Here is a 21616-nt window from a genome sequence, read left to right on the forward strand (position 1 = left end):
ATTTGAATAAGCCGTAGAAATTCACAACTAATTTTATTGAAAGATACGTTAAGAAAAGTGTATGTTTGAGCGTTAGCGAGTTTACACTTTTTAGTATCTTTCAATAAAATAAGTTTAGAATTTCTAGGCGAAATGAATGCATTCCTAGTGATATATACTTTTCGTTATAGCTTAATGCAAGAAAATTTTCAACCCACAATTACCTATCGAATAGGAAGGAATTTATTACTGCTAAATACTCCCTGACAAAGCAAGTAGGCACAAGCATAGGGTGAAGTGGTGCTGGATAACCATATACTTTTAAGCCCTGCCTTCGTGCTAAAAATTTAGCTCTAAACACATGGAAATTATTTGTTACAATCGTTATTTTTATATTTTTACTTTTATCTAGTTTTTTTAAAACCTCTGCTGTAAATTTCATATTTTCTAAAGTGTCCGTTGATTTTTCCTCTTTTATTATCTGAGCACCTGCTACTCCATGGTTAACTAAAAATCTTTTCATAGCCTCTGCTTCAGTAATACTCTCACCAGAACCTTTGCCTCCTGAAACTACTATTTTAATGTCAGGATTAATTTCAATATATTTTAAACTAGCATAAAGCCTTTGATAAAGTGCCGTTGAAGGAACTTCACCTCTAAGACCTGCACCTAAAATCATTAAATAATCACTTTTTTCTTTATGCTTTGATACAGCTGATCCAATTATGAATCCTTCAATAACTACAAAGGAAGCTAGTCCTATAAAAAAGCATATTTTTATTACACTTCGAGTCTTGCCGAGTCTTAATAAAATATATTCTTTTTTACTTTTACTCCTAATCAATCCAAGTGTTATTAATAATATACCCAGAGCAAAATAAAACTCTGCAAAAGTTACCCTACCTCCAAATATTATTGTTCCTATAAAATAGACTTCACATAATAAGCCTAATGCTATGTATACCTTACCCCTGTTTTTCATGATTTCCCCCTATTTCTATCAAAAACCTTCCTTATAATCCAGTTTCTTCATTATTATCTGTCATTATTTTATGGAGTTTATCAGGACAATTAGTTATAATACCATCAACCTTCATATCTAATAAAAATTTCATTTTCTGTTCTTCATCCACAGTAAACACATTAATCTGAGTTTTGTGCTTTTTAGTTTCTTTTATTACTTCCTCATTTATAGCAAGAACATATGGATGAATAGCCCTCGCCCCAACAGTTTTTGCATAATTATATGGCTTATAAATTCCTTCCATATACAATACTCCTGTATTAATCCCTTTAGATATTTTATTGCACTTAGCTATAGAGTAATGATTAAAACTAGACAAAATAACCCTGCGATTTATTTTATGCTTATAAATTAAATCAATTAGTTTCTGCTCAATATCTTCATACATTACTATTCCATTTTTAATTTCAAAATTAATAATAATATCACTATCTAAAGTAAAGTAAATAAGCTCCTCAACTGTAGGTATTTTAGCCCCTGCAAATTCCTCCCCCATCCAGCTTCCAGCATCTAATTTACTTAGTTCCTTATAGGTATAGTCCTTTACTAGTCCCACTCCATCAGTTGTCCTATTAACCATCTCGTCATGAATAAGTACTAATACACCATCCTTAGTTAACTGTACATCTGTTTCAATGCCCGTAGCTCCCATCTCTAAAGCCTTTTCAAATGAAAGCATTGTATTTTCTGGGTAATATGCACTTGCCCCTCTGTGTGCAAAATTAATTGTCATAATACCAGCCCCCTTCTCAAAACGTTCTGAACTTTTTATGTAAATCTACTTAAGAGTTGTTCATTCTTTAGTTAAAGTAGTATTGTATTATTTATAAAGTATAATTAAATTATAGCATCATTATTCCTTATTTTATGTTATTCATTGTTAAAACATTAAAATTATTTTTAAATAAACAATAATGCAACTCCCCCAATTGTTATAGCTGCTCCTAATACCTCTTTTGCTGATACCTTTTCTTTAAATACAATCACAGCAATTGGTATAATTAATATACGTGAAGTCGAAGCAATTGTGGATGCTACACCAGTGGATATATATTGAACCGCCAATAAGGATAAAGATACCCCTATAAAAGGACCAAAGAATGACCCTATTGTAATATATTTTATAGCTTTAAAATCTTTTAATGCTAGTGCTAGGTTACTCCAATTCTTTCTCAAGGTGATTATTATTGCAAAAGCAACTGTAGCAGCAATAATTCGAATTTGAGTGGCAGCAAACGCATCATAACTACCCATTCCTAGTTTGCTGAACACCATACCTGCAGCTTGCCCTACAGCGCCAACGAATGCAAAGGAAATGCCTTTAATAGGATGAGATAATTTTACTTTTTTACCCTTAGTGCCCTTAACTAATATAACAAGAAAGATACCACCCATAGTTATAAACATTCCTATAAGATCTAAAACGGTAAGTCTCTCACCTAAAATAAAAAATCCGATCAATGCTGTTATTGGTGGCACTACCGCCATAATTAATAAGGATATGCGTGCACCTATAAGCACAAACGCTTCAAATAAAAATAAGTCTCCTAAAACAAATCCAATAACTCCAGAAATACTTAGCCAAAGCCATGCAGTCACCGATGCATCAAGTGGCAAAAACATCCCTCTAGTAAAGAAGGTAAATATACCTATTAACAAAAATGCTATAATAAGTCTTATAAAATTCACAGAAAGTGAACCTACTCTTTTTCCAGCTGCTTCAAAAGCAATAGGAGTTATTGTCCAACAAATAGCTGTAACAAATGCTGCTGCTTGTCCTATATTAATATCAAACATATATATCCCCCTAACCCTTTATTTCTATTCTAAGAATATCATATTTTATTTTAAAACTCACTATATTTCTTCGGCACTCGAAATAAATTGTTTTATTCTCGTTCGTAAATACTAAATAATATAAGAGCAAAGACTAACACAATTACAGCACCCCATATTGCTTTAACCCCAAAATTTAATGTTAAGAGTCCACCTAAAAATGCCCCAAATAAAAATGAAATAACTATAGTAAAAAGACGAATACTACGAATAGCTGATACACGATCTTTCTTGACAAAAGCAATATATGCCGCCTTCGAAGCTGATCGTAAATTTCCTGTGGACATAGTTGAACTATATGCAGAATCAACTAGTTTAGGAAATGAAGCTACTTGAACCGAAGCCATAAACGAAACTGTAACAGTCACAATGATATTTGGAATAGTATTAGGTATAAATCCTATGATAAAAAAGACTATAATTTCAAAAATTAAAACTGCCCGTTGCCAACTTAATATAAATAAGCATGATGAATTATCTTGTATTGATTGGGTGGTAATTATTCCAATTATAAAAGCAAATATAGGTGGAATATGAGCCAATGCATGCATCAATTCTCCTTTCGAAGCATATATAGCTACGAGCACAATATTTCCAGTTTGGGCATTAGCAAAAACACCACCCCTTCCTATGTATGTATAAGAATCCAAAAATCCACCCACAATTGCAAGGAGTATTCCAAATCGGAAAGATTCATGGATCTTATGTTGTGAATGTAGATTTCTTTGTATTATATTAAAACCATTGTGTATCAAAATTCTAAGCCTCCATTTATAGTCACCTATTATAGTCACCTATTTTTATGATTAAACCTTAATATTATCATAATATAGTATAAAAATAAAAAAATAAAGATATCTTTATCTTTATTTTAACACATATTAGAATTCTCTATAAATTAAAAAAATTGATAAAGAGATTGCATATTCATATAGTTTTTAATCATATGAATATGCAATCCCTTTATTTTTTAACATACTCCATTTTCCACAGTAAATTAAAATTCAATTATATCAATATGAGCATCACTTAGACCCTCAAAGATTTTGTCGGCATTTAATAGTACACCCTTTTGTCCTATTCCAATCACCTTCATATTTGCAGCTTTTGCTGCATCTATTCCAGCCTGCGCATCCTCGAATACAACACATTCTGAGGGCTGAACCTTAAGTTCACTTGCTCCTAGCAAAAACACCTCTGGATCAGGCTTTGCTTTTGATACCTTATTACCATCTACTATAGCATCAAAATATGAAGTTAAATTCAGATTATTTAGTATCATCATTGAGTTCTTTGAAGCTGACCCTAATGCAATTTTTATGCCATTTCTTCTTAATTCTATTAAGAAATCTTTAACCCCAGGCAATATTTCTGATTCATCTAGTTTAGATATGTACTCCACATACCAACTATTCTTCTCCTGGGCCATCATTATTTTTTTTCCCTCACTAGGATTAACCTTCCCTATTGATAATAATATTTCTAAAGACCTCATTCTGCTAACGCCCTTCAGCCTCTCATTATCTTCTTTAGTAAAATCAAACCCTAAGCTGCTAGCAAGTCTCTTCCATGCTAAATAATGATATTTTGCTGTATCCACTACTACTCCATCTAAATCGAATAAACATGCTTTTATTTTGTTCATAGAAATTCCTCCGTCAAATATTGTATTTGTAATTTTTTATTCTTTACTACCTGTGCTAGCAATACCTTTAATAAAATTCTTTTGAAATATTAAAAATACTAGTATCATAGGTAATGATAATAACATTGCTCCAGCTAAAACCTGGTCCCATAATTGAAAATATTGTCCATAAAAAGAGTTTAACCCAACTGGTAATGTGTACATATCCTCTGACGCTGCAAGTAAACTTGGCCACAAGAAACTATTCCAGTTACCTGTAAACATCAATATAAATTGTGTGGTTAAGGCTGCTGTTGCCGTAGGCATTATTATTCTAAAAAAGGTTCCAAATCTACCTAATCCATCTATAGCTGCTGCTTCTTCTAGTGACTTAGGTATACTAAGGAAAAATTGCCTCATTAAAAATATTCCAAACATACTAGTTAAAAATGGTATGGTAAGTCCTTTGTAAGTATTAATCCACCCAAGCTTACTTAGTAACATATATGTAGGCACCATAACTACCTGCCCAGGAATCATCATCATTCCAAGCATGGCTAAAAATATAGACTTCTTTCCTGGGAAATTAATTCTTGCTAGAGCATATCCAGCCATTGAATTAAATAATAAGTTTCCAAGGGTACACACCAATGCAACTATAATACTATTGAGCATCCATCTGGAAAAAGGAAAGTTTGCAAATATAAATTTATAGTTTTTAAAGGATAATGTACTAAAATCAACTGTAAATTTATTAACCTCTGAAGATGGCTTAAGTGAAATAATAAAACTCCATAGGAATGGCCCAAGAGTTATTACAGCATATGATATCAGTATTATATAAAACAATATTCTAAGTGGTGATATTTTTTTTGACTTTTTCATAGCTCTACCTCCCTAATTTGCTTCTTCCTCTTTGAATATCTTCTTTTCTATTATTGTCAGTGTGAATAGTATTGCGAAAATAACAAATGCTATGGCTGAAGCATAACCCATTTCAGATTCTTTAAATGCTTTATTATACAAGTATAAAACCATAGTCATAGTACTGTCTAAGGGGCCTCCATTACCACCAGAGATTATATATGATTGGTCAAACATTTGAAGTGTTCCTATAACTGATACTACTAAATTAAAGAAAAACGTTGGTTTAATTAGTGGTAATGTTATTTTAAAGAACCTTTGAAGCTTATTGGCTCCATCTATTTCTGCAGCTTCATATAATGTTTGTGGAATCTCTTGAAGTCCTGATAAAAATATTATCATATATACTCCAACTGAAGACCATACAGCCATTAGTACTATAGCTCCCAATGCAAATTTAGGTTCTGTAAACCAATTTTTAGGGACTATCCCGAATATTGAGATAAACTTATTAAAAAGCCCATCAACCTTGAATAAAAACAGAAATATAAGTGACACCGCAACAGCAGATGTTAGTGTTGGTATATAATAAGCTACTCTAAAAAAAGTTTTTGCCTTAATCTTAGAATCCACTACCATTGCAAGTAATAATGCTATAACTAACTGTAGTGGTACGGCACATAATGAATATATAAAAGTATTTTTCAGAGATTTTAAAAATATTGGGTCTTTAAATACTCTTAAATAATTATCAAAGCCAACATTTTTGGCACTTAAAAATGATGTTCTGTCTAATAATGCATACTCCTTAAAACTTAATATAAATGCCACAATTAACGGCCCTATTAAAAATACTAGGGCAGAAATTACAAAAGGAGCTATGAATAACCACCCATCTAATTTTTCTCTTGTCCTATTGGTTATAAATTTCTTTGGAGCTTTCTTTAGTCTTATGGACTCATTTTCGGTAGGTGTTTTTGCTGAGAACATAATATCCCTCCTTTTAAAATAGGAAGCATGAAATCATGCCTCCTATCCTAGTATTATTGTACTGCTTTGAATGCTTCATCTAATGCAGTTTTAGCATCTGGGTTTTTTCCAAGACGTAATCTTTCTCCTGCTTTTCCAAGTTCAAGATTAATCTTAGCAAATTTCAAACCATAAGAATATGGGGTTGCATATTTAGTACCATCTACTAATGCTTTTCTTTCTGGGAATTTATCTGTATAAACAGATCCCATTGAAGTTCTTGTTGGTATTGCAAGACCCGAATTTGCTACCATTTCTTGTGATGTTTTACCTGTTAAGAATTTAATAGCCTCTGCTGCTTCTTTAGGATGTTTTGTATTTGTGCTCATAGAGTATGAAACCGTAAATAACATATTACCTTGTTTTTGTCCTTTTGGAAGCTCTGCAATTCCGTATTCAACTTTTGGCGCGGTTTCTTTCATAAAGGGAATCATCCATCCGCCTTCTACTACCATAGCTGCATTGCCCTTAGCAAGTGAATCACCAGGCCATCCATCTCCTAAATCCTTTGGTGTTGCTGCATATCCTTTTTTGATCATTGAATAGTAAAATTCAAGTCCCTTTGCAGCTTCTGGTGTATTAAATGCCATCTTATCTCCATCAACAATATTGCCGCCTGCTTGGAATATGAAAGGAGCAAATCTTGCTGAGTCATCAGGTAATGATAGAGCTTTTACCTTTCCCTTTGATAATTTTTTAGAAACCTCTTCAAACTCTGCCCAAGTTTTTGGTGGTGTAGTAATTCCAGCATCAGCAAACATTTTCTTATTATAGAAAAGTCCTAATGAATTAAAATCTTTTGGCAGACCATAGGTTTTACCATCTTTTTGAAATCCTTCTAGTAGGTTAGGGTAAAAATCTTTTAAATCTTCTTTATCTAAGTACTCATCTAGTGGTGCAACTACTCCTTTATCAATAAAAGATGGTGCCAATGATACATCTAAATAGAATAAGTCGGCTTCAGTCTTCGCTGCTATTTTAGTCTGCATAACTTGATTATAATCTCCTACAGCAACTTCTTTTTTAAGTGTAATTTTTTTACTCTTATTTGCTACATTAAATGCAGCTATTTGTTCATCAATAAGCTTAGTTTCTGTGGGTGATGAACCCCATACTTGAACTTTTAAAGTAACTGGTCCAGCAGGAGCTGTAGATTTTGCTTTATCATCCACCTTAGCCTTATTACCACAACCTACAAATATTGTAGCTGTTAATGCTACTGAACATATTAATGCAATTATTCTATTCCTTTTCATAAAAAATTTCCCCCTTATTATTTGTTATTTGATCTATATTTGTATTGATGATTCTCTTTCAATTAACTCAGGCTCTATTATAACCCTGCCTAAATACTGTTCTGATATTATACTTAAAATTAAATTAGCTGCAGCTTTACCTATTTTTTCTCTGTCTTGCCTAATGGTCGTAAGTTTGGGTGTGACAAAGTTGCATAAATTAATATCATCGAAGCCTACTATGGATATATCTTTCGGTATATCATAGCCCATATTCTTTAACCCCTCTATTGCTCCAAGGGCCATTAAATCACTAGCACAATATATGGCGGTTATGTCTTTATGATTTTTAATAAGCTCCATCACAGCAGTTTTTCCTCCTTCATAGGAGAACCCACCGTTAACTATAAAGTCATCTTCAATTTTGATACCTCTTCTACTTAATGCCAAATAATATCCGTCTAATCTTTCATAACTAACTAGTGCCTCTTTATGTCCATTTATAAAACCAATTTTTGTGTGACCTCTTTCCAAAAGATGCTCTACAGCAAGGCTTGAACCTTTTATATTATCAACACCAACGCACCCTACTTTAGGATTTTTTATGAATACGTCGTGCAGTACACAAGGATAAGATATACTTTCTAGTTGCCTGAAATAATCATCTGTCATTTTAAGTCCGAGTATTAACGCACCATCTAACTGTTTTTCTTTAAATAGTTTTTCAAGCTTTTGGCCCTTTTGCATATCAGAGGTTGTAGAAAGTATTACTGTTTCATATCCATGCTTTGAAACCACTGACTTAAAGGCCATAAACATTTCATATACTATATAATCGCTTTCATTGTAATCTTCCACCAAAAGCGCTAACCTGTAATTTTTTGTTCCACTTAAACTTTTAGCAATTATATTAGGTCTATATTCTAATTTATCTGCAATTTCTAAAATATTTTTTCTAGTGGCTTCGCTTATGTCTGCATAATTATTAAAGGCTCTGGATACTGTACTTATAGATACTCCTGCTTGTTTTGCAACATCTTTTATAGTAATAATTTTTTTCTCCATTTTGATTTCCTTTCATATAACGAATTTAATCTATAAGTACTATTCTCCACCTTTTCTTTTATCTTGCAATTACTAATTGTTTTTCCTTATCAATCAAATATTTTTTATCGTATATATTTAATGTTATTTTCCCTGTTGAATCAACTTTTATTTTATCTTTCAATATTGAAATGGATACTCTTGAACCTTTCCAATTAATATTAAAGGATAAGTCTTCCCATTGCTCTGGTAGCCACGGATTTATATTTAATATGCCTTCTTTATTAACTCTTAGGCCTACAAATCCAAAAATAGCACTTTGCCATGAGCCTCCTGATGCTGCTGCATGCAGACCAAAATCTGTATTTCCTTGATTATCTTCTAAATCTGTAAATATAGCCTTCATAAAGTATTTATAAGCATTTTGCCTATCTCCAACTGCAAGTCCAAGTATTGAATACATAGAAGGGCTTAGCGAAGACTTGTGCATTGTTCTTTTCTCATAATATTCATAGTTTGATTTCTTAACCTCGTCAGTAAATTCTTCAGGAAGCATAATCATGAGTTGTGCAACATCAGCTTGTTTTATAAGCTGTGTTTCGCCTAACTTATTACCTTCAAAATCAGGCCATACAGGCATTTCGTTTTCATCATACTGCGTAATTTTTATATCTGCTAAGTCAAAATATCCTTGGAACTGTTCAATAATCATTCCGTCCTCACTTTTAGGAATATACATTTTTTCAGCCATTATATCCCAAAGCTTGAAATCTTCATCATTAAGGCCTAGCTTAGAACAAAGTACCTTGTACACAACATTGTCTTCAGTCTTTAACCAATCTTTAAAAAATAATGCTTTTTCTATATTCCATTTAGCTAAATAATTTGTAAATACATTATTATCAACATGCTCATGGAATTCATCAGGTCCTATTACTGAACTTATTTCATATCTATCTTCGGCTTTACTATATTCCACTCTACTTTGCCAAAATTTAGCTGTATCAAGAAGTATTTCAATACCATAATTTACGAGGAATTCCTTATCGTTAGTTGCTCTATAGTATTCAACTATTCCAAAAGCAATATCCGAGTTTATGTGGTATTCCTCATCTCCAGTCCAAATTCTAACTGCATTACCATCATAGTCAAATCCCCATTTAGGGGTAACCTCTAGGCCTTCATCAGCAGCCTCCCATGCAAATCTTGCTCCTTTATATCCTGTTATAGCAGCATTTTCTCTTGCTCCCTTTAGTGTATTATATCTATACATTAGCAGAGCCTTTGCAACCTTTGGTCTTGTATATATAAAGAAAGGTAGCATGAACACTTCAGTATCCCAGAAAATATGACCTTTATATCCTTCCCCATGAAGCGCTTTTGCAGCTATACTTACTTTAGTGTCACCATCATAAGCAGAAGCTGCTAATTGGAATAAATTAAATCTTATACCTAATTGAGCTTTTTCATCTCCACTAATTTTTATATCTATTTCATCCCATATCTTTCTCCAAATTTTCTTATGTTCTTCAAGTTCAGCTCCGTACCCATCTTTTATAAAATCCTTTAATTCACTAGTACCAGCTGTAAATAGGTCACATTTCATATCTTTATCACTAAGGCTTATCCCATATTTAAATATAGTAGCCGTTTTACCTTCTGTCATATATGTTTCGTAGACTTCACTAACCGTTTCACCAAATTCACTATATCTTCTTGTTTTAAATATATTCCCTCTTTCATTTTCACCCATTAGTGTTGTTAATTCTAAAGATTTCATATTATTATCATTTGTCTCAATAGTTAATGCTATACCTGGGTTACTATCAAAGATGCTTTTCACCTTAAAATGCTTGTTTTTATTCATTACGTCCCAAGCTCCATTGGTCACCGATCCATCTATATAATTTTCTATAAATACTTTTCCATTAAAATTAAGTGGTGTTAATTCATATTTTGAAGCCCATCTATTAATTTTATTTCTACTTACAAATCTTTCACATCTAATATCTATACTTTTACCCTTTTTAGTAGTTGCAATAAACCTTGTATTTAGAACTCCACTTTGCATATCTAATTCTCTATTAAAGTTATCTAAAACACATTCATCCATATCAACTTTTTCATCTTCAATGTAAATGTTGAAGCCCAGTGGATCTTGAAGGTTTACTATTTCCGTCACTTGGCTTTGAGATTTATCAAATATTCCTGCTATATAGTTCCCTCTGTTACCTTTTGAAGAAAATTCTAGAGCACCTCTGATTCCCCTGTATCCATTTGCTAATGTAAAAAGTGTTTCATATTTTTTATTATCATAATTATTATATTCATTTAATGAAATTTTCCATAAGTCCATATTTAAACCCTCCATACTCTTTCGGTATTATTTCGAAAACGTTTTTGTAATTTTATTATACTTTTTCGTGAAAACATTTTCAAACATCTTGAAACCCTTTGCAGTGGATATTGTCTTGTTCTTTCTTACTAATGCTCTTGTATTCTCTATTTATCGCAATATTATATTTTTCCAAAAACGTTTTCGTAATAGTACTTATGATAACCATGATTTCCTAATGTAATTATACTTTTAGTAATTTCCTATTTTCTAACTTGATAATTTCCCCTACAATCATAGAGGCATTTGCAGATACTACAATTTCTGCCACCTTAATCTTAGTTGCCATACCCCCAGTTCCAAGTTTTGACCCTGCACCCTTTGCTGATCGCTTAATTTCATATGTTATTTTTTTTACATTATAAATAGTTTTCGCATTAGGATTTGTCCTACTAGTTTCCTTTTTAATATTCCGTAACATAGAGCATTTACTTTGATATATTTATATGATATATTGATAATTAATAATTGATAATAATTATCAATATTACAAATAATTTTTAGGAGGATATATTATGAATGCTATAGAGCTAATGAAGGAAGAACATAAACTTATAAAAAGAATGTTAATTGTAGTTAGAAAATTTTCTATTAAAGTACTTAACAATGAAGAAATTGATTATAATGACTTTTATAGTGTTATTGACTTTGTAAGAAATTATGCAGATAAACACCACCATAATAAAGAAGAGGTTATTCTCTTTAAAAAGATGAGTGAAGTTTTAGGTGAGAGAATAGCTAATGGTCCTATTATGGGGATGTTAGTTGAGCATGATTTAGGTAGACTTTTTATGGGGAATCTAGAACTTGCCTTAAGAAAATTTCAAGCTGGAGATAGTGACTCAAGAGTAGATATAATTGCCAATGCTATAGCCTACACTGACTTACTTAATAGACATATTGATAAAGAAGACACCGCTATTTATACTTTTGCTCAAAAAAGATTAAGTGTGGAGCAGTTAGCCGAAATAGATGCTCAATGCTTTGACGTTGAAGCTGAGGCTATAAAGAAAGGCCTTCAAGATAAATATGTTGAATTATTAAGTAAATTGGAATCCAAATTAGTTTAATCTAAAAGAAAAAAACAGTGTTTTATATCATAGTGAATTTATGATATAATTGATTTATTGTCATTAGGCATCTTGGAAAAAATAACAAGCCTCCACATTAGTTGTTTTTTTCAAGATGCCTAAATCAATGACTAAATAAAAAATGTAAAGTGAGAAGAATAAAATGAGAAATGCAAAATTAGAAAGAGCAATAATTAGAATAGATAATGATATTGCCGCTATGAACATAGCTAAAAAATACTTATCAAATTTAGAAGAAATTAATGTTGTCCGAGATACGTTAAATAACAAAAGGCAATTGCTAGCCGATGAATTGTATGCTGAGGATAAAAAATGTTATGAAGAATGTTGTGATGTTATAGAAGAAATGTTAGATAATGAACTAGCAAAAGACGATCAAATAGAATTACTTGAAACTATAAAAGAAAGTTTTGGAAGACAAGCGCCAAATGCAAGCAAAAAAAGTAGTGGCCTTAATGCTTGGTTAAAACAACTTTGCATTGAATACGATTGGGTTAAAAACGAAGAAACTGATTGGGATACACTTGTTATTACTGGATTTGGGTTATATGAATAAGTCCTAAATTTAGTACTTGCTTTGAATTTTCCAATATAATTAAAAACCATGTTGAGATACTTCAACATGGTTTTTAATTGCTCTAAGCCAATGTTTCTTACTGTTTCACAACTCATAATTGTAATCAAAAGGTAAAATAATTATATTTATCATATTTTTTTTACTTTCCTACTTCTGGAACTTCTTTTGCATCTTTATTCTTCATTTTCTTATTATTATCACCTTTAGGTTGAACTTGTGATCTACTCATTCCTTTTTTTGGCATAATATTCTCTCCTTAAATTTATTTGATAACTTAGTTTATTATTCCCCTCCTTTAAATTAAAATAAGGTATTGTAACGCTATATTACAATACCTTATTTTAACCTGTAAGAAAACTTTTATTCTAAATTTATGTTTCTTTTCCCTCTTAAAGTTGGTAGTATTTACGTATACAGAATATAAGGGGTGCACAAATGAACTTGAAACTTCTTTTTCATAAAAAAGAAAAAACAATCTTCGGTTTAAATGAAGAACAAAGTTTTAATATAGATGCTTTAGCTTCCGAAAATCGTAGCAATTTTATAGAAGATAGCAAAGGTTTTATTTATACAACTACAAGCAAAATATGCAAAAGACATTTGATTTGGGAAAATGATGAAGAGCTAAGTATCTCTCTTATGGCTTTTAACATATCCTGCGACAAATATGATAAAACAAAATGAAATTTTTATGGTTTCAGTAAAATTATTATTAAAAACGCACTGATAGACTTTTTTAGAAAAAATAAGAATTGTCCTAATCTAATCTTTGACAATAATAATATTAACTTCATCGAATAGAAAATTAATTGAAAAATGGCGGATATATATAATACCCTTGATATTGATAATAATAAATCCAGAATATATATATCTAAAATCCTATTTAAATATAAAAGAGGGTGAACCCAATGAATAAAACAGGTATTGTTATATATGTTTTAAATAAAAAAGCCGGTATTATGACTGACCATGGTGAGTTTGTATATATAAAATTCCGAAAAGCATTGCCTAAAGTAGGTGAAATTTACACAGGAGAATTATGGAGGAAAACTGCATTTATTTACAAATATATGGTAACTGCAGCCTCCTTAATGTTTATATGTATTTGTAGTGTTGTGGGACATGCCTACTACACTCCAGTTACAACCCTAATCCTTAAAATAAATCCATCTATTTCCATTAAAGCAAACAGATGGAATAAAATTATTAGCTCTAACGCACTAGATTCCGATGGTTCCCTAATTCTTAGTAATATTGTGTTAAACAATAAATCTATAGATGATGGTCTTCAGCTTTTAATTAAAGAAGCCAAAGCTGAAAACTTTATAAATGATAAGTATGTAAATGACAATAAAATCATAAGTGTCCATATTAATAGTAATAAAAATGTTTCTATAGATGTTTCAAATTTCAAAAATTTTATAGATAGTAATAAATTAAACATTAAGATTGATGCTTACTCAAACAATAATAAAAAAATAGATATTACAGTTAATAATAAGGCATGGGATATTGTCAATAATGCAATTAAAAAACCATCTGTAGATATTGATACTAACATTATAGATGATAAGTCATCTATCATTAAAGGTGAAAATAAGGACAATATTAATAAGGATAATATCATCAACAAAGAAAATAATATAAATAAAGATATTAAAACAGATAAGAAAAACTTAGATAAGAATAATACTTCTCAGAGCACTAAAAAATCTGATAATTCAAGTAAAATTTATAATAAATTACAACCGCATAAAGATAAAAATATACAAATGCACAATGATGATACCAATTTTAAAAAACAATCTTATGAAACACACAAAAGAAACGGCTCAAAAAATCATTCTTCTAACTATAAAAGTGTAAAAACAACAGATAATTCAATGAATAAATATTTTAAAAATTTTAACAATTAATCCACTAGAAATATAAAGCATATATTCTATATATTTTGCAGTATTAAAAATCTCTCATTTGTAAAGGATAATAACATAAGATTAAAAAGGAGGTTATTAATATGCGTGAAGGATTAATCCCAACTATATTAGGTTCAGTTGTTACTGCTACTGGTGCTACACTCTCAAGAAATAATATGAAAAAGAAAAATGTGCTTCCTATGATTGAAGCAGGTGTTATTGGATTTGGACTAGCACACATTGTGCTAGGCGCCATTGATCTTGTGGAGCATAGAAGATAATTTTATTTCGATTTTGTTTTAATATATTTTGCTTAAATAATTAAGGTTCCTTCTAACTTTCAATCATAACAATCTGAAATGAAAAAAGCTGATTAGAAATTTCATTTTCTAATCAGCTTTTTATAGTGTTATTATTTATCTTTTGCAATTTTATCTACTACTATTGCAATAGCACAATCACCTGTGATATTTGTTGCTGTTCCAAAGCTGTCTTGAGCAAAGTGAATGGCAATCATTAGCCCTTGTTGAGCTGGTGTAAACATTAACATTTTTTGTAATAATCCAAGGGCTGCCATTACACCACCACCTGGTATTCCTGGAGCAGCCACCATAGTTATACCTAACATTAATATAAATGGTACCATCATCGTAACAGTTGGCATTTTACCTGATAAAATCATTACTCCCATAGAAGCTAGTACTAAGGTTATTGTATCACCAGCTAAATGTATAGTTGCACATAATGGTATTACAAAATCTGCAATATCTTCAGAAACACCATTTTTTTTAGCACACTCCAAAGTTACGGGTATAGTGGCTGCAGAAGATTGAGTCCCAAGTGCTGTAAGATATGCTGGTAGCATAGTTTTAATAGCTTTACCGGGATTCTTGCCAGTCATAATCCAAGCAATTGTATATTGGAACAAAATGTAGATGATTTGAAGTAAAATAAGAAGAACAAAAACTATGGAAAAAGCCTTCATAGTTTTAAACATTTCCCCAGTAGCTGTTAATTTAGAAAATAAACCAGCTATATGAAGTGGAATAAATGGAATTAAAGCCGTTCTCACTACACCTTTTATTACATCTTGGAAATCCTGCGCAGCTCCTAGTAGTGTTTTACCTTTAATATGAGCCATTCCAAGTCCTAATATAAATGCTAGTACTAAGGCTGTCATAACCCCCATAACAGCAGGCATTTCTATATTAAAATAAGGTGTAACATCTATGGTTGTCTTTTTAGCAACTTGTCCTAGTTTTATGAATTTAGGAAGAATAGTTATGCCAACTACATATGCTACACCTCCAGCTATAATTGTAGAAACATATGCAATTCCTGTTGTTATAGCTAGCAATTTACCTGCTCCCTTGCCTAAATCAGCTATACCTGGTGCTACGAAAGCTATAATAATTAATGGAATAACAAAACTTAAAAAGTTTCCGAAAATAGATGAAAAAGTACTTAAAAGCCTAACAATAACATAAAAGTCTAATGCTCTAGATACTAATCCTATAATAATACCTAAAATAATACCTAAAATCAACTTTGGTAAAAGACCAATTTTTTTTGACATTTTTGTGCCCCCCTCAATTCTTTTTTCTGAAGTTATAGAATTTTCTAAAAAATTTCTAACATAATTATATTTCATTTTACATTAAATTGCAACAGTGTTTATTATTTTACAAATCAGTTATTATCTTCATTGAAAATAATGCTTATTTCTGGCGTATTTGCGTTTAATAGTAATTAGCAAAATATGTTATAATATTGTTAGTATTATTATGGTAAAATATATATTTTCATTTTATTTTGCTTAAAATCGCTGAAAATTAAGGAGGTTTTTTATATGATTTTAATTAAGAATGCCAATATACATACAATGGCTAAAGAAAATTTTGAAAATGGAATGATTTTAGTTCATCAAGGTAAAATTATAGCTATTGGAGATGACGTAAAACCACCAGGTAATGCAGAAATTATTGATGCTAAAGGTAAATTTGTTATGCCAGGAATGATTGATGCCCACTGTCATCTAGGAATGTGGGAAGACGGAATGGGCTTTGAAGGTGCTGATGGTAATGAGGCTGTTGACCCCGTTACTCCTCATTTAAGAGCAATAGATGCCATTAACCCTAGAGATATCTGTTTTAATGATGCTGTGCAAGCTGGAATAACAACTGTTGCAACCGGTCCAGGAAGTGCTAATGTAATTGGGGGCATCTTTGCGGTTATTAAAACCTATGGAGATAGGATTGACGATATGATTGTAAATGATTGTGTCGCTATGAAGGTAGCCTTTGGTGAAAATCCCAAAAGAGTATATCATGCTCAAAAAAAATCTCCAAGCACAAGAATGGGCACTGCTGCAATCCTTCGAGAAAATCTTTTTAAAGCGAAGATGTATATAGAAAAACAGATTAAATCCAAAGAAAATCCCGATAAAATACCTGATTTCGATATAAAAATGGAAGCTCTAGCAAAGGTCATAAGGAAAGAAATACCTTTGAAAGCCCATGCTCATAGAGCCGATGATATTCTTACTGCACTTCGAATTGCAAAGGAATTTGACATAGATATAACCCTTGACCATTGCACCGAGGGGCACTTAATTATAGATTATTTAAAAGAAGGCATTCAAAAGGGAATAATTCTAGGTCCAGCATTATCCAATAGATCAAAAGTAGAACTTCAAAATTTAACTTTTGAAACACCTGGAATTCTTTCGAAGGCGGGCCTAAAGGTAGCTATAATGACAGATCATCCAGTGATTCCACTTCAATATCTTCCAGTATGTGCAGGTATTGCTGCACGTGAAGGCATGGATGAAGAAGAAGCTCTTAAAGCAATAACTATAAATGCTGCAGAAATACTTGATATAGCAGGTAGGGTTGGAAGTTTAGAAATTGGAAAGGATGCTGATATTGTTATATATAGTGGACATCCCTTTGATTTAAGAAGTAAAGTAGAATTTGTAATGGTAAATGGTAAAATAGTAAAGAATAAATAAGTAAAGGCTGTTAACATAATATTTATGTTAACAGCCTTTTTATTTTTCAGTGACTTGAAATGAATTTTACATATTAACGACTTTTTTTTCATCTACCTTTTTTGCTTCTAACTTTTTTGCTGCAACTAAGAAAATTACCATTGCTGCAATTGCTGCTATAATTCCTACTGGGTATGCAATTGCTTGAGAAAGCTTAAAGCCCTCTGGTGCAATTAAAATGTATGAAGTGCATACCGCTGTCATAAATGTAGCTGGCAAAGTTGCCATCCAATGTTTCTTACCTATACTAACCATATACATACCTGCTGTCCATAATACTATAGTAGCTAGTGTTTGGTTAGACCATCCAAAGTATCTCCATATTATTGCAAAATCCATCTTTGTTAAAATGAAACCTATTATAAATAATGGAATACTAATTATGAATCTATTTTTTATAGGACCTTGGTTAAATTTAAGTGCATCAGCTATAGTTAATCTTGCACTTCTAAAAGCTGTATCACCAGAAGTAATAGGACAAGCTACAACTCCAAGTATAGCCAATATTCCACCAACTTTTCCAAGTAAACTAATTGAAGATTGATTTACTACCCATGCCGCTGTATGACCTGGAATTGCCATAGTAGCATTTAACTGATGCACACCTCCGAAGAAGCTCATTGCTGCTGCTGCCCAAATTAATGCAACTATTCCTTCCACTATCATTGAACCATAAAATATTTTTTTACCTTGCTTTTCACTAGATATACATCTTGCCATTAGTGGCGATTGTGTTGCATGAAAACCTGAAATAGCTCCACAAGCAATGGTTATAAATAACATAGGAAATACCGGGTTTTTGCCTGGTGCTGAATGCATATTAACTAAATTAGACATTGTTACCTCTGGAATATGGTATCCTCCAATAATCAATGCACCAGCAATACCAACTGCCATAATTAATAAACAAATACCAAAAACAGGATATATTTTTCCAATAAGCTTATCTATTGGAATCATTGTTGCCATTATATAATATGCAAATATTATATAAATTAATATTTGTAAATTCATTCCTGTTAAATCTTTCAGAATACCTGCTGGTCCGGTCACGAAAACTACACCTACTAGTATTAAAACTATAACTGAAAATACTCTCATAAAGTTTTTAAAACCTTTACCAAGATATTTACCTACAACTTCTGGTATACTTGCACCATCGTGCCTTACTGATAACATACCTGAAAAATAATCGTGAACTCCTCCTGCAAAGATACATCCAAAGACAATCCACAAAAATGCTACTGGACCCCACATTGCTCCTGCAATTGCTCCAAATATAGGCCCTAGCCCTGCAATATTAAGAAATTGAATTAAAAAAATCTTCCATTCAGGTAGTACAACAAAATCTACACCATCCGCTAATCTAATAGCTGGAGTCTGTTTTTTCTCATCTGCCCCAAATGCTTTTTCCACAATTGTGCCATAAATAAAATAACCTACTATAAGTGCAATAATTGCTAAAATAAACGATACCATATGAACTCCTCCTAATTGTTTAATAACTAAATTATAGTATGTTATTATGATTTGAAGACGATTTCATACATGAAAAAACAATAACTGCACATAGAATGCCTTTACATCGATTATTTTATCAAAATTTGTAATATATAGTCTATGTTCTATAAAAAAGCCTGCCACCATAATATAATGGCGACAAGCTTTTTTATTTGTATTATTTGATTTCTACATATTTACTGTTTTCTTTTCTCCTGCTTTTTTAACTACTACCTTTTTTGCTGCAATTAAGAAAATTACCATAGCTGCAATTGCCCCTATAATTCCTACTGGGTAGGAAATACTCTGAGATAGCTTAAATCCCTCTGGTGCTATTAAAATGTAGGAAGTACATACCGCTGTCATAAATGTAGCTGGCACCGTTGCAATCCAATGCCTTTTGCCTATAGTAACCAAGTACATTCCTGCTGTCCATAATACTATAGTAGCTAAAGTTTGGTTAGACCATCCAAAGTATCTCCATATTATAGCAAAATCTATTTTAGTTAACATGAATCCTACTACAAATAGTGGAATACTGATTAAAAATCTATTTTTGAGAGGCCCTTGTTTAAAATTAAATGTATCAGCTATCGTAAGCCTTGCACTTCTAAATGCAGTATCTCCAGAAGTTATAGGACATGCTACAACTCCAAGTATAGCCAAGACTCCACCAACTTTTCCAAGTAAACTAATTGAAACTTCATTTACTACCCAGGCTGCTGTATGACCTTTTATAGCCATAGTAGCATTTAACTCATTTACCCCTCCAAAAAAGCTCATTGCTGCTGCTGCCCAAATTAATGCAATTACACCCTCTGCTATCATTGCACCATAAAATATTTTTTTACCTTGTTTTTCACTACTTATACATCTTGCCATTAATGGTGATTGAGTTGCATGGAAGCCTGAAATAGCTCCACAAGCAATTGTTATGAATAACATAGGGAATATTGGATTTGAACCTGAGTTTGAATGCATATTTATCAAATTAGAAGGTATTACTTCTGGAATATGATATCCCCCTAAAATTAAAGCTCCACCTACTCCAAATGCCATAATAAACAAGCATGCTCCAAAAATAGGATATATCTTTCCTATAAGTTTATCTATTGGGACCATTGTTGCTAACAAATAATATGCAAATATAATGTATATTAGTACTTGAAGATTCATTCCTGTTAACCCTTTTAATATGCTCGCTGGTCCACTTACGAAAACCACCCCTACTAATATTAAAAGTATTACTGAAAACACTCTCATAAAGTTTTTAAACCCATTACCCATGTATTTTCCTACAACTTCAGGTATACTTGCACCATCATGTCTTACTGACAACATGCCTGAAAAATAATCATGAACTCCTCCTGCAAATATGCATCCAAGGACAATCCATAAAAATGCTGCTGGCCCCCACATAGCGCCTGCAATTGCTCCAAATATAGGACCTAGACCCGCAATGTTAAGAAATTGAATTAAGAAAATTTTCCAGGCGGGCATCTGAACAAAATCCACACCATCTTCCAGCCTTATAGCTGGAGTTTGAATTTTTTCATCAGCCCCAAAAGTTTTTTCTACAATTGTGCCATAAATAAAATAACCTACAATAAGAGCAATAATTGCTAAAATAAAAGATACCATTTTAACCCCTCCCAAATTATTTATTAACAAAATTGTAATATATTCCTTTAAGTTTGAATACGGTTTCATACATGAAATGACAGAAATAACACACGAAGTGCTCTTATATGCCCATTATCTGTTTGAATTCAATTATATTATTTCTACTTACAGGAATATCTATCTTCTCTCCTTGTATCTTTAGTACATATGTATTGTTAAACCAAGGAACTATTTCTGTTATTTTATCTATATTTATAATATATGATCTATGACTTCTAAAAAATAATTCCTTTGGAAGCCTATTATAAAATTCTGAAATGCTACAATTTACATTGTATTGTACTCCTTTAATAAAAATTAATGTTTCTCGTTCACTTGCCTCACAGTAAGAAATATCAATTATACTCTTTACCATCATCTTATTATCTTTCCAAAGTGTTATTTTATTATTAGTAGATTTTTTATCTGAACATTTTTCAATATTTTTTAATGTACTAACTATACGTTCCTCTGAATAGGGCTTTAATATATAATCATAAGCTTGAATTTCAAAAGCATCTACAGCAAAATCTTTATGCGCAGTAATAAAGATGATGAGAGATTGCTTAGGAAAATGACTAATAATTTTCCCTAAGGCCATCCCATCTAACTTAGGCATATTAATATCCAGAAAAATAATGTCTGGTTTATTTACTTCAATATACTCTAATGCCTTAATAGAATCATCAAATTCTTCCAATATTTTAATATTACTAAAATTACTTATAAAATATTTAAGTTCCTCTCTTGAAGGAAACTCATCATCAACAATAATACAGTTCACATCA

The 21616-nt window shown here is 31.4% G+C and carries 21 protein-coding genes; 6 read left to right on the forward strand and 15 right to left on the reverse strand.

Features of this window, described 5'->3' with window-relative positions:
• Positions 1-199 precede the first annotated feature (199 nt).
• The 11 genes from KPL51_RS00265 to KPL51_RS23205 all read right to left on the reverse strand — a co-directional run bounded on the left by KPL51_RS00265 (position 200) and on the right by KPL51_RS23205 (position 11451).
• Entirely contained in the window at positions 200-961 is a 762-nt protein-coding gene (locus KPL51_RS00265) for a YdcF family protein (RefSeq protein WP_216155602.1), read from the reverse strand.
• Between the two features lie 31 nt (positions 962-992).
• The gene (locus tag KPL51_RS00270) at positions 993-1736 is read right to left on the reverse strand and encodes a glycerophosphodiester phosphodiesterase (RefSeq protein WP_216155605.1); all 744 of its coding nucleotides are present in this window, start codon (positions 1734-1736) and stop codon (positions 993-995) included.
• 167 nt (positions 1737-1903) lie between these two features.
• Positions 1904-2800, reverse strand: coding sequence for a DMT family transporter (locus KPL51_RS00275; protein ID WP_216155608.1), 897 nt, complete (start codon positions 2798-2800; stop codon positions 1904-1906).
• Between the two features lie 92 nt (positions 2801-2892).
• On the reverse strand, positions 2893-3594 hold the full coding sequence (locus tag KPL51_RS00280; protein ID WP_216155611.1) for a YoaK family protein: 702 nt from the start codon (positions 3592-3594) through the stop codon (positions 2893-2895).
• Positions 3595-3836: 242 nt separating this feature from the next.
• Positions 3837-4484 (reverse strand): beta-phosphoglucomutase, encoded by a 648-nt coding sequence (gene pgmB, locus KPL51_RS00285; protein WP_216155616.1) that lies wholly within the window; start codon positions 4482-4484, stop codon positions 3837-3839.
• Between the two features lie 36 nt (positions 4485-4520).
• On the reverse strand, positions 4521-5348 hold the full coding sequence (locus tag KPL51_RS00290) for a carbohydrate ABC transporter permease (protein ID WP_216155619.1): 828 nt from the start codon (positions 5346-5348) through the stop codon (positions 4521-4523).
• Positions 5349-5360: 12 nt separating this feature from the next.
• Positions 5361-6317: a carbohydrate ABC transporter permease gene (locus tag KPL51_RS00295; protein ID WP_216155622.1), complete on the reverse strand. Its 957-nt coding sequence runs from the start codon at positions 6315-6317 to the stop codon at positions 5361-5363.
• A 53-nt stretch (positions 6318-6370) separates the two neighbouring features.
• Positions 6371-7612: an ABC transporter substrate-binding protein gene (locus KPL51_RS00300; protein WP_216155625.1), complete on the reverse strand. Its 1242-nt coding sequence runs from the start codon at positions 7610-7612 to the stop codon at positions 6371-6373.
• A 33-nt stretch (positions 7613-7645) separates the two neighbouring features.
• Positions 7646-8656 carry a LacI family DNA-binding transcriptional regulator gene (locus tag KPL51_RS00305; protein ID WP_216155629.1) on the reverse strand — a complete coding sequence of 337 codons (1011 nt, stop codon included), beginning with the start codon at positions 8654-8656 and terminating at the stop codon, positions 7646-7648.
• Positions 8657-8714: 58 nt separating this feature from the next.
• Positions 8715-10991, reverse strand: coding sequence for a glycoside hydrolase family 65 protein (locus KPL51_RS00310; RefSeq protein WP_224853430.1), 2277 nt, complete (start codon positions 10989-10991; stop codon positions 8715-8717).
• 223 nt (positions 10992-11214) lie between these two features.
• The gene (locus tag KPL51_RS23205; RefSeq protein ID WP_224853433.1) at positions 11215-11451 is read right to left on the reverse strand and encodes an amino acid kinase family protein; all 237 of its coding nucleotides are present in this window, start codon (positions 11449-11451) and stop codon (positions 11215-11217) included.
• A 94-nt stretch (positions 11452-11545) separates the two neighbouring features.
• On the opposite strand from KPL51_RS23205, the gene KPL51_RS00320 reads away from it, so the two are divergent.
• From KPL51_RS00320 to KPL51_RS00340, 5 genes are all read left to right on the forward strand, one after another.
• Entirely contained in the window at positions 11546-12100 is a 555-nt protein-coding gene (locus KPL51_RS00320; RefSeq protein WP_216155636.1) for a hemerythrin domain-containing protein, read from the forward strand.
• Between the two features lie 163 nt (positions 12101-12263).
• Entirely contained in the window at positions 12264-12677 is a 414-nt protein-coding gene (locus tag KPL51_RS00325) for a hypothetical protein (protein WP_216155640.1), read from the forward strand.
• Positions 12678-13133: 456 nt separating this feature from the next.
• A complete protein-coding gene (locus tag KPL51_RS23210; RefSeq protein WP_224853436.1) occupies positions 13134-13382 on the forward strand; it encodes a hypothetical protein in 249 nt (82 codons plus the stop codon).
• 227 nt (positions 13383-13609) lie between these two features.
• Positions 13610-14617, forward strand: coding sequence for an anti-sigma-I factor RsgI family protein (locus KPL51_RS00335; protein ID WP_216155643.1), 1008 nt, complete (start codon positions 13610-13612; stop codon positions 14615-14617).
• Between the two features lie 101 nt (positions 14618-14718).
• Complete coding sequence (locus KPL51_RS00340) at positions 14719-14898, forward strand: asparagine synthase (RefSeq protein WP_216155646.1); 180 nt, start codon at positions 14719-14721, stop codon at positions 14896-14898.
• A gap of 131 nt (positions 14899-15029) precedes the next feature.
• On the opposite strand, the gene KPL51_RS00345 is transcribed toward KPL51_RS00340, so the two are convergent.
• Positions 15030-16193 carry a dicarboxylate/amino acid:cation symporter gene (locus KPL51_RS00345; RefSeq protein WP_216155650.1) on the reverse strand — a complete coding sequence of 388 codons (1164 nt, stop codon included), beginning with the start codon at positions 16191-16193 and terminating at the stop codon, positions 15030-15032.
• 273 nt (positions 16194-16466) lie between these two features.
• Between KPL51_RS00345 and KPL51_RS00350 the strand changes: the two genes are divergently transcribed.
• Positions 16467-17627, forward strand: coding sequence for an amidohydrolase (locus KPL51_RS00350; RefSeq protein WP_216155653.1), 1161 nt, complete (start codon positions 16467-16469; stop codon positions 17625-17627).
• Positions 17628-17693: 66 nt separating this feature from the next.
• Here KPL51_RS00350 and KPL51_RS00355 read toward each other — a convergent pair whose 3' ends face one another.
• From KPL51_RS00355 to KPL51_RS00365, 3 genes are all read right to left on the reverse strand, one after another.
• A complete protein-coding gene (locus tag KPL51_RS00355) occupies positions 17694-19145 on the reverse strand; it encodes a carbon starvation CstA family protein (RefSeq protein ID WP_216155656.1) in 1452 nt (483 codons plus the stop codon).
• A 210-nt stretch (positions 19146-19355) separates the two neighbouring features.
• On the reverse strand, positions 19356-20807 hold the full coding sequence (locus tag KPL51_RS00360) for a carbon starvation CstA family protein (RefSeq protein ID WP_216155659.1): 1452 nt from the start codon (positions 20805-20807) through the stop codon (positions 19356-19358).
• A gap of 103 nt (positions 20808-20910) precedes the next feature.
• Positions 20911-21612: a LytR/AlgR family response regulator transcription factor gene (locus KPL51_RS00365; protein WP_216155662.1), complete on the reverse strand. Its 702-nt coding sequence runs from the start codon at positions 21610-21612 to the stop codon at positions 20911-20913.
• Positions 21613-21616: the final 4 nt, after the last annotated feature.

The sequence above is a fragment of the Clostridium bowmanii genome, assembly GCF_018861315.1.
GTDB classification, from domain to species: Bacteria; Bacillota; Clostridia; order Clostridiales; family Clostridiaceae; genus Clostridium_AD; species Clostridium_AD bowmanii.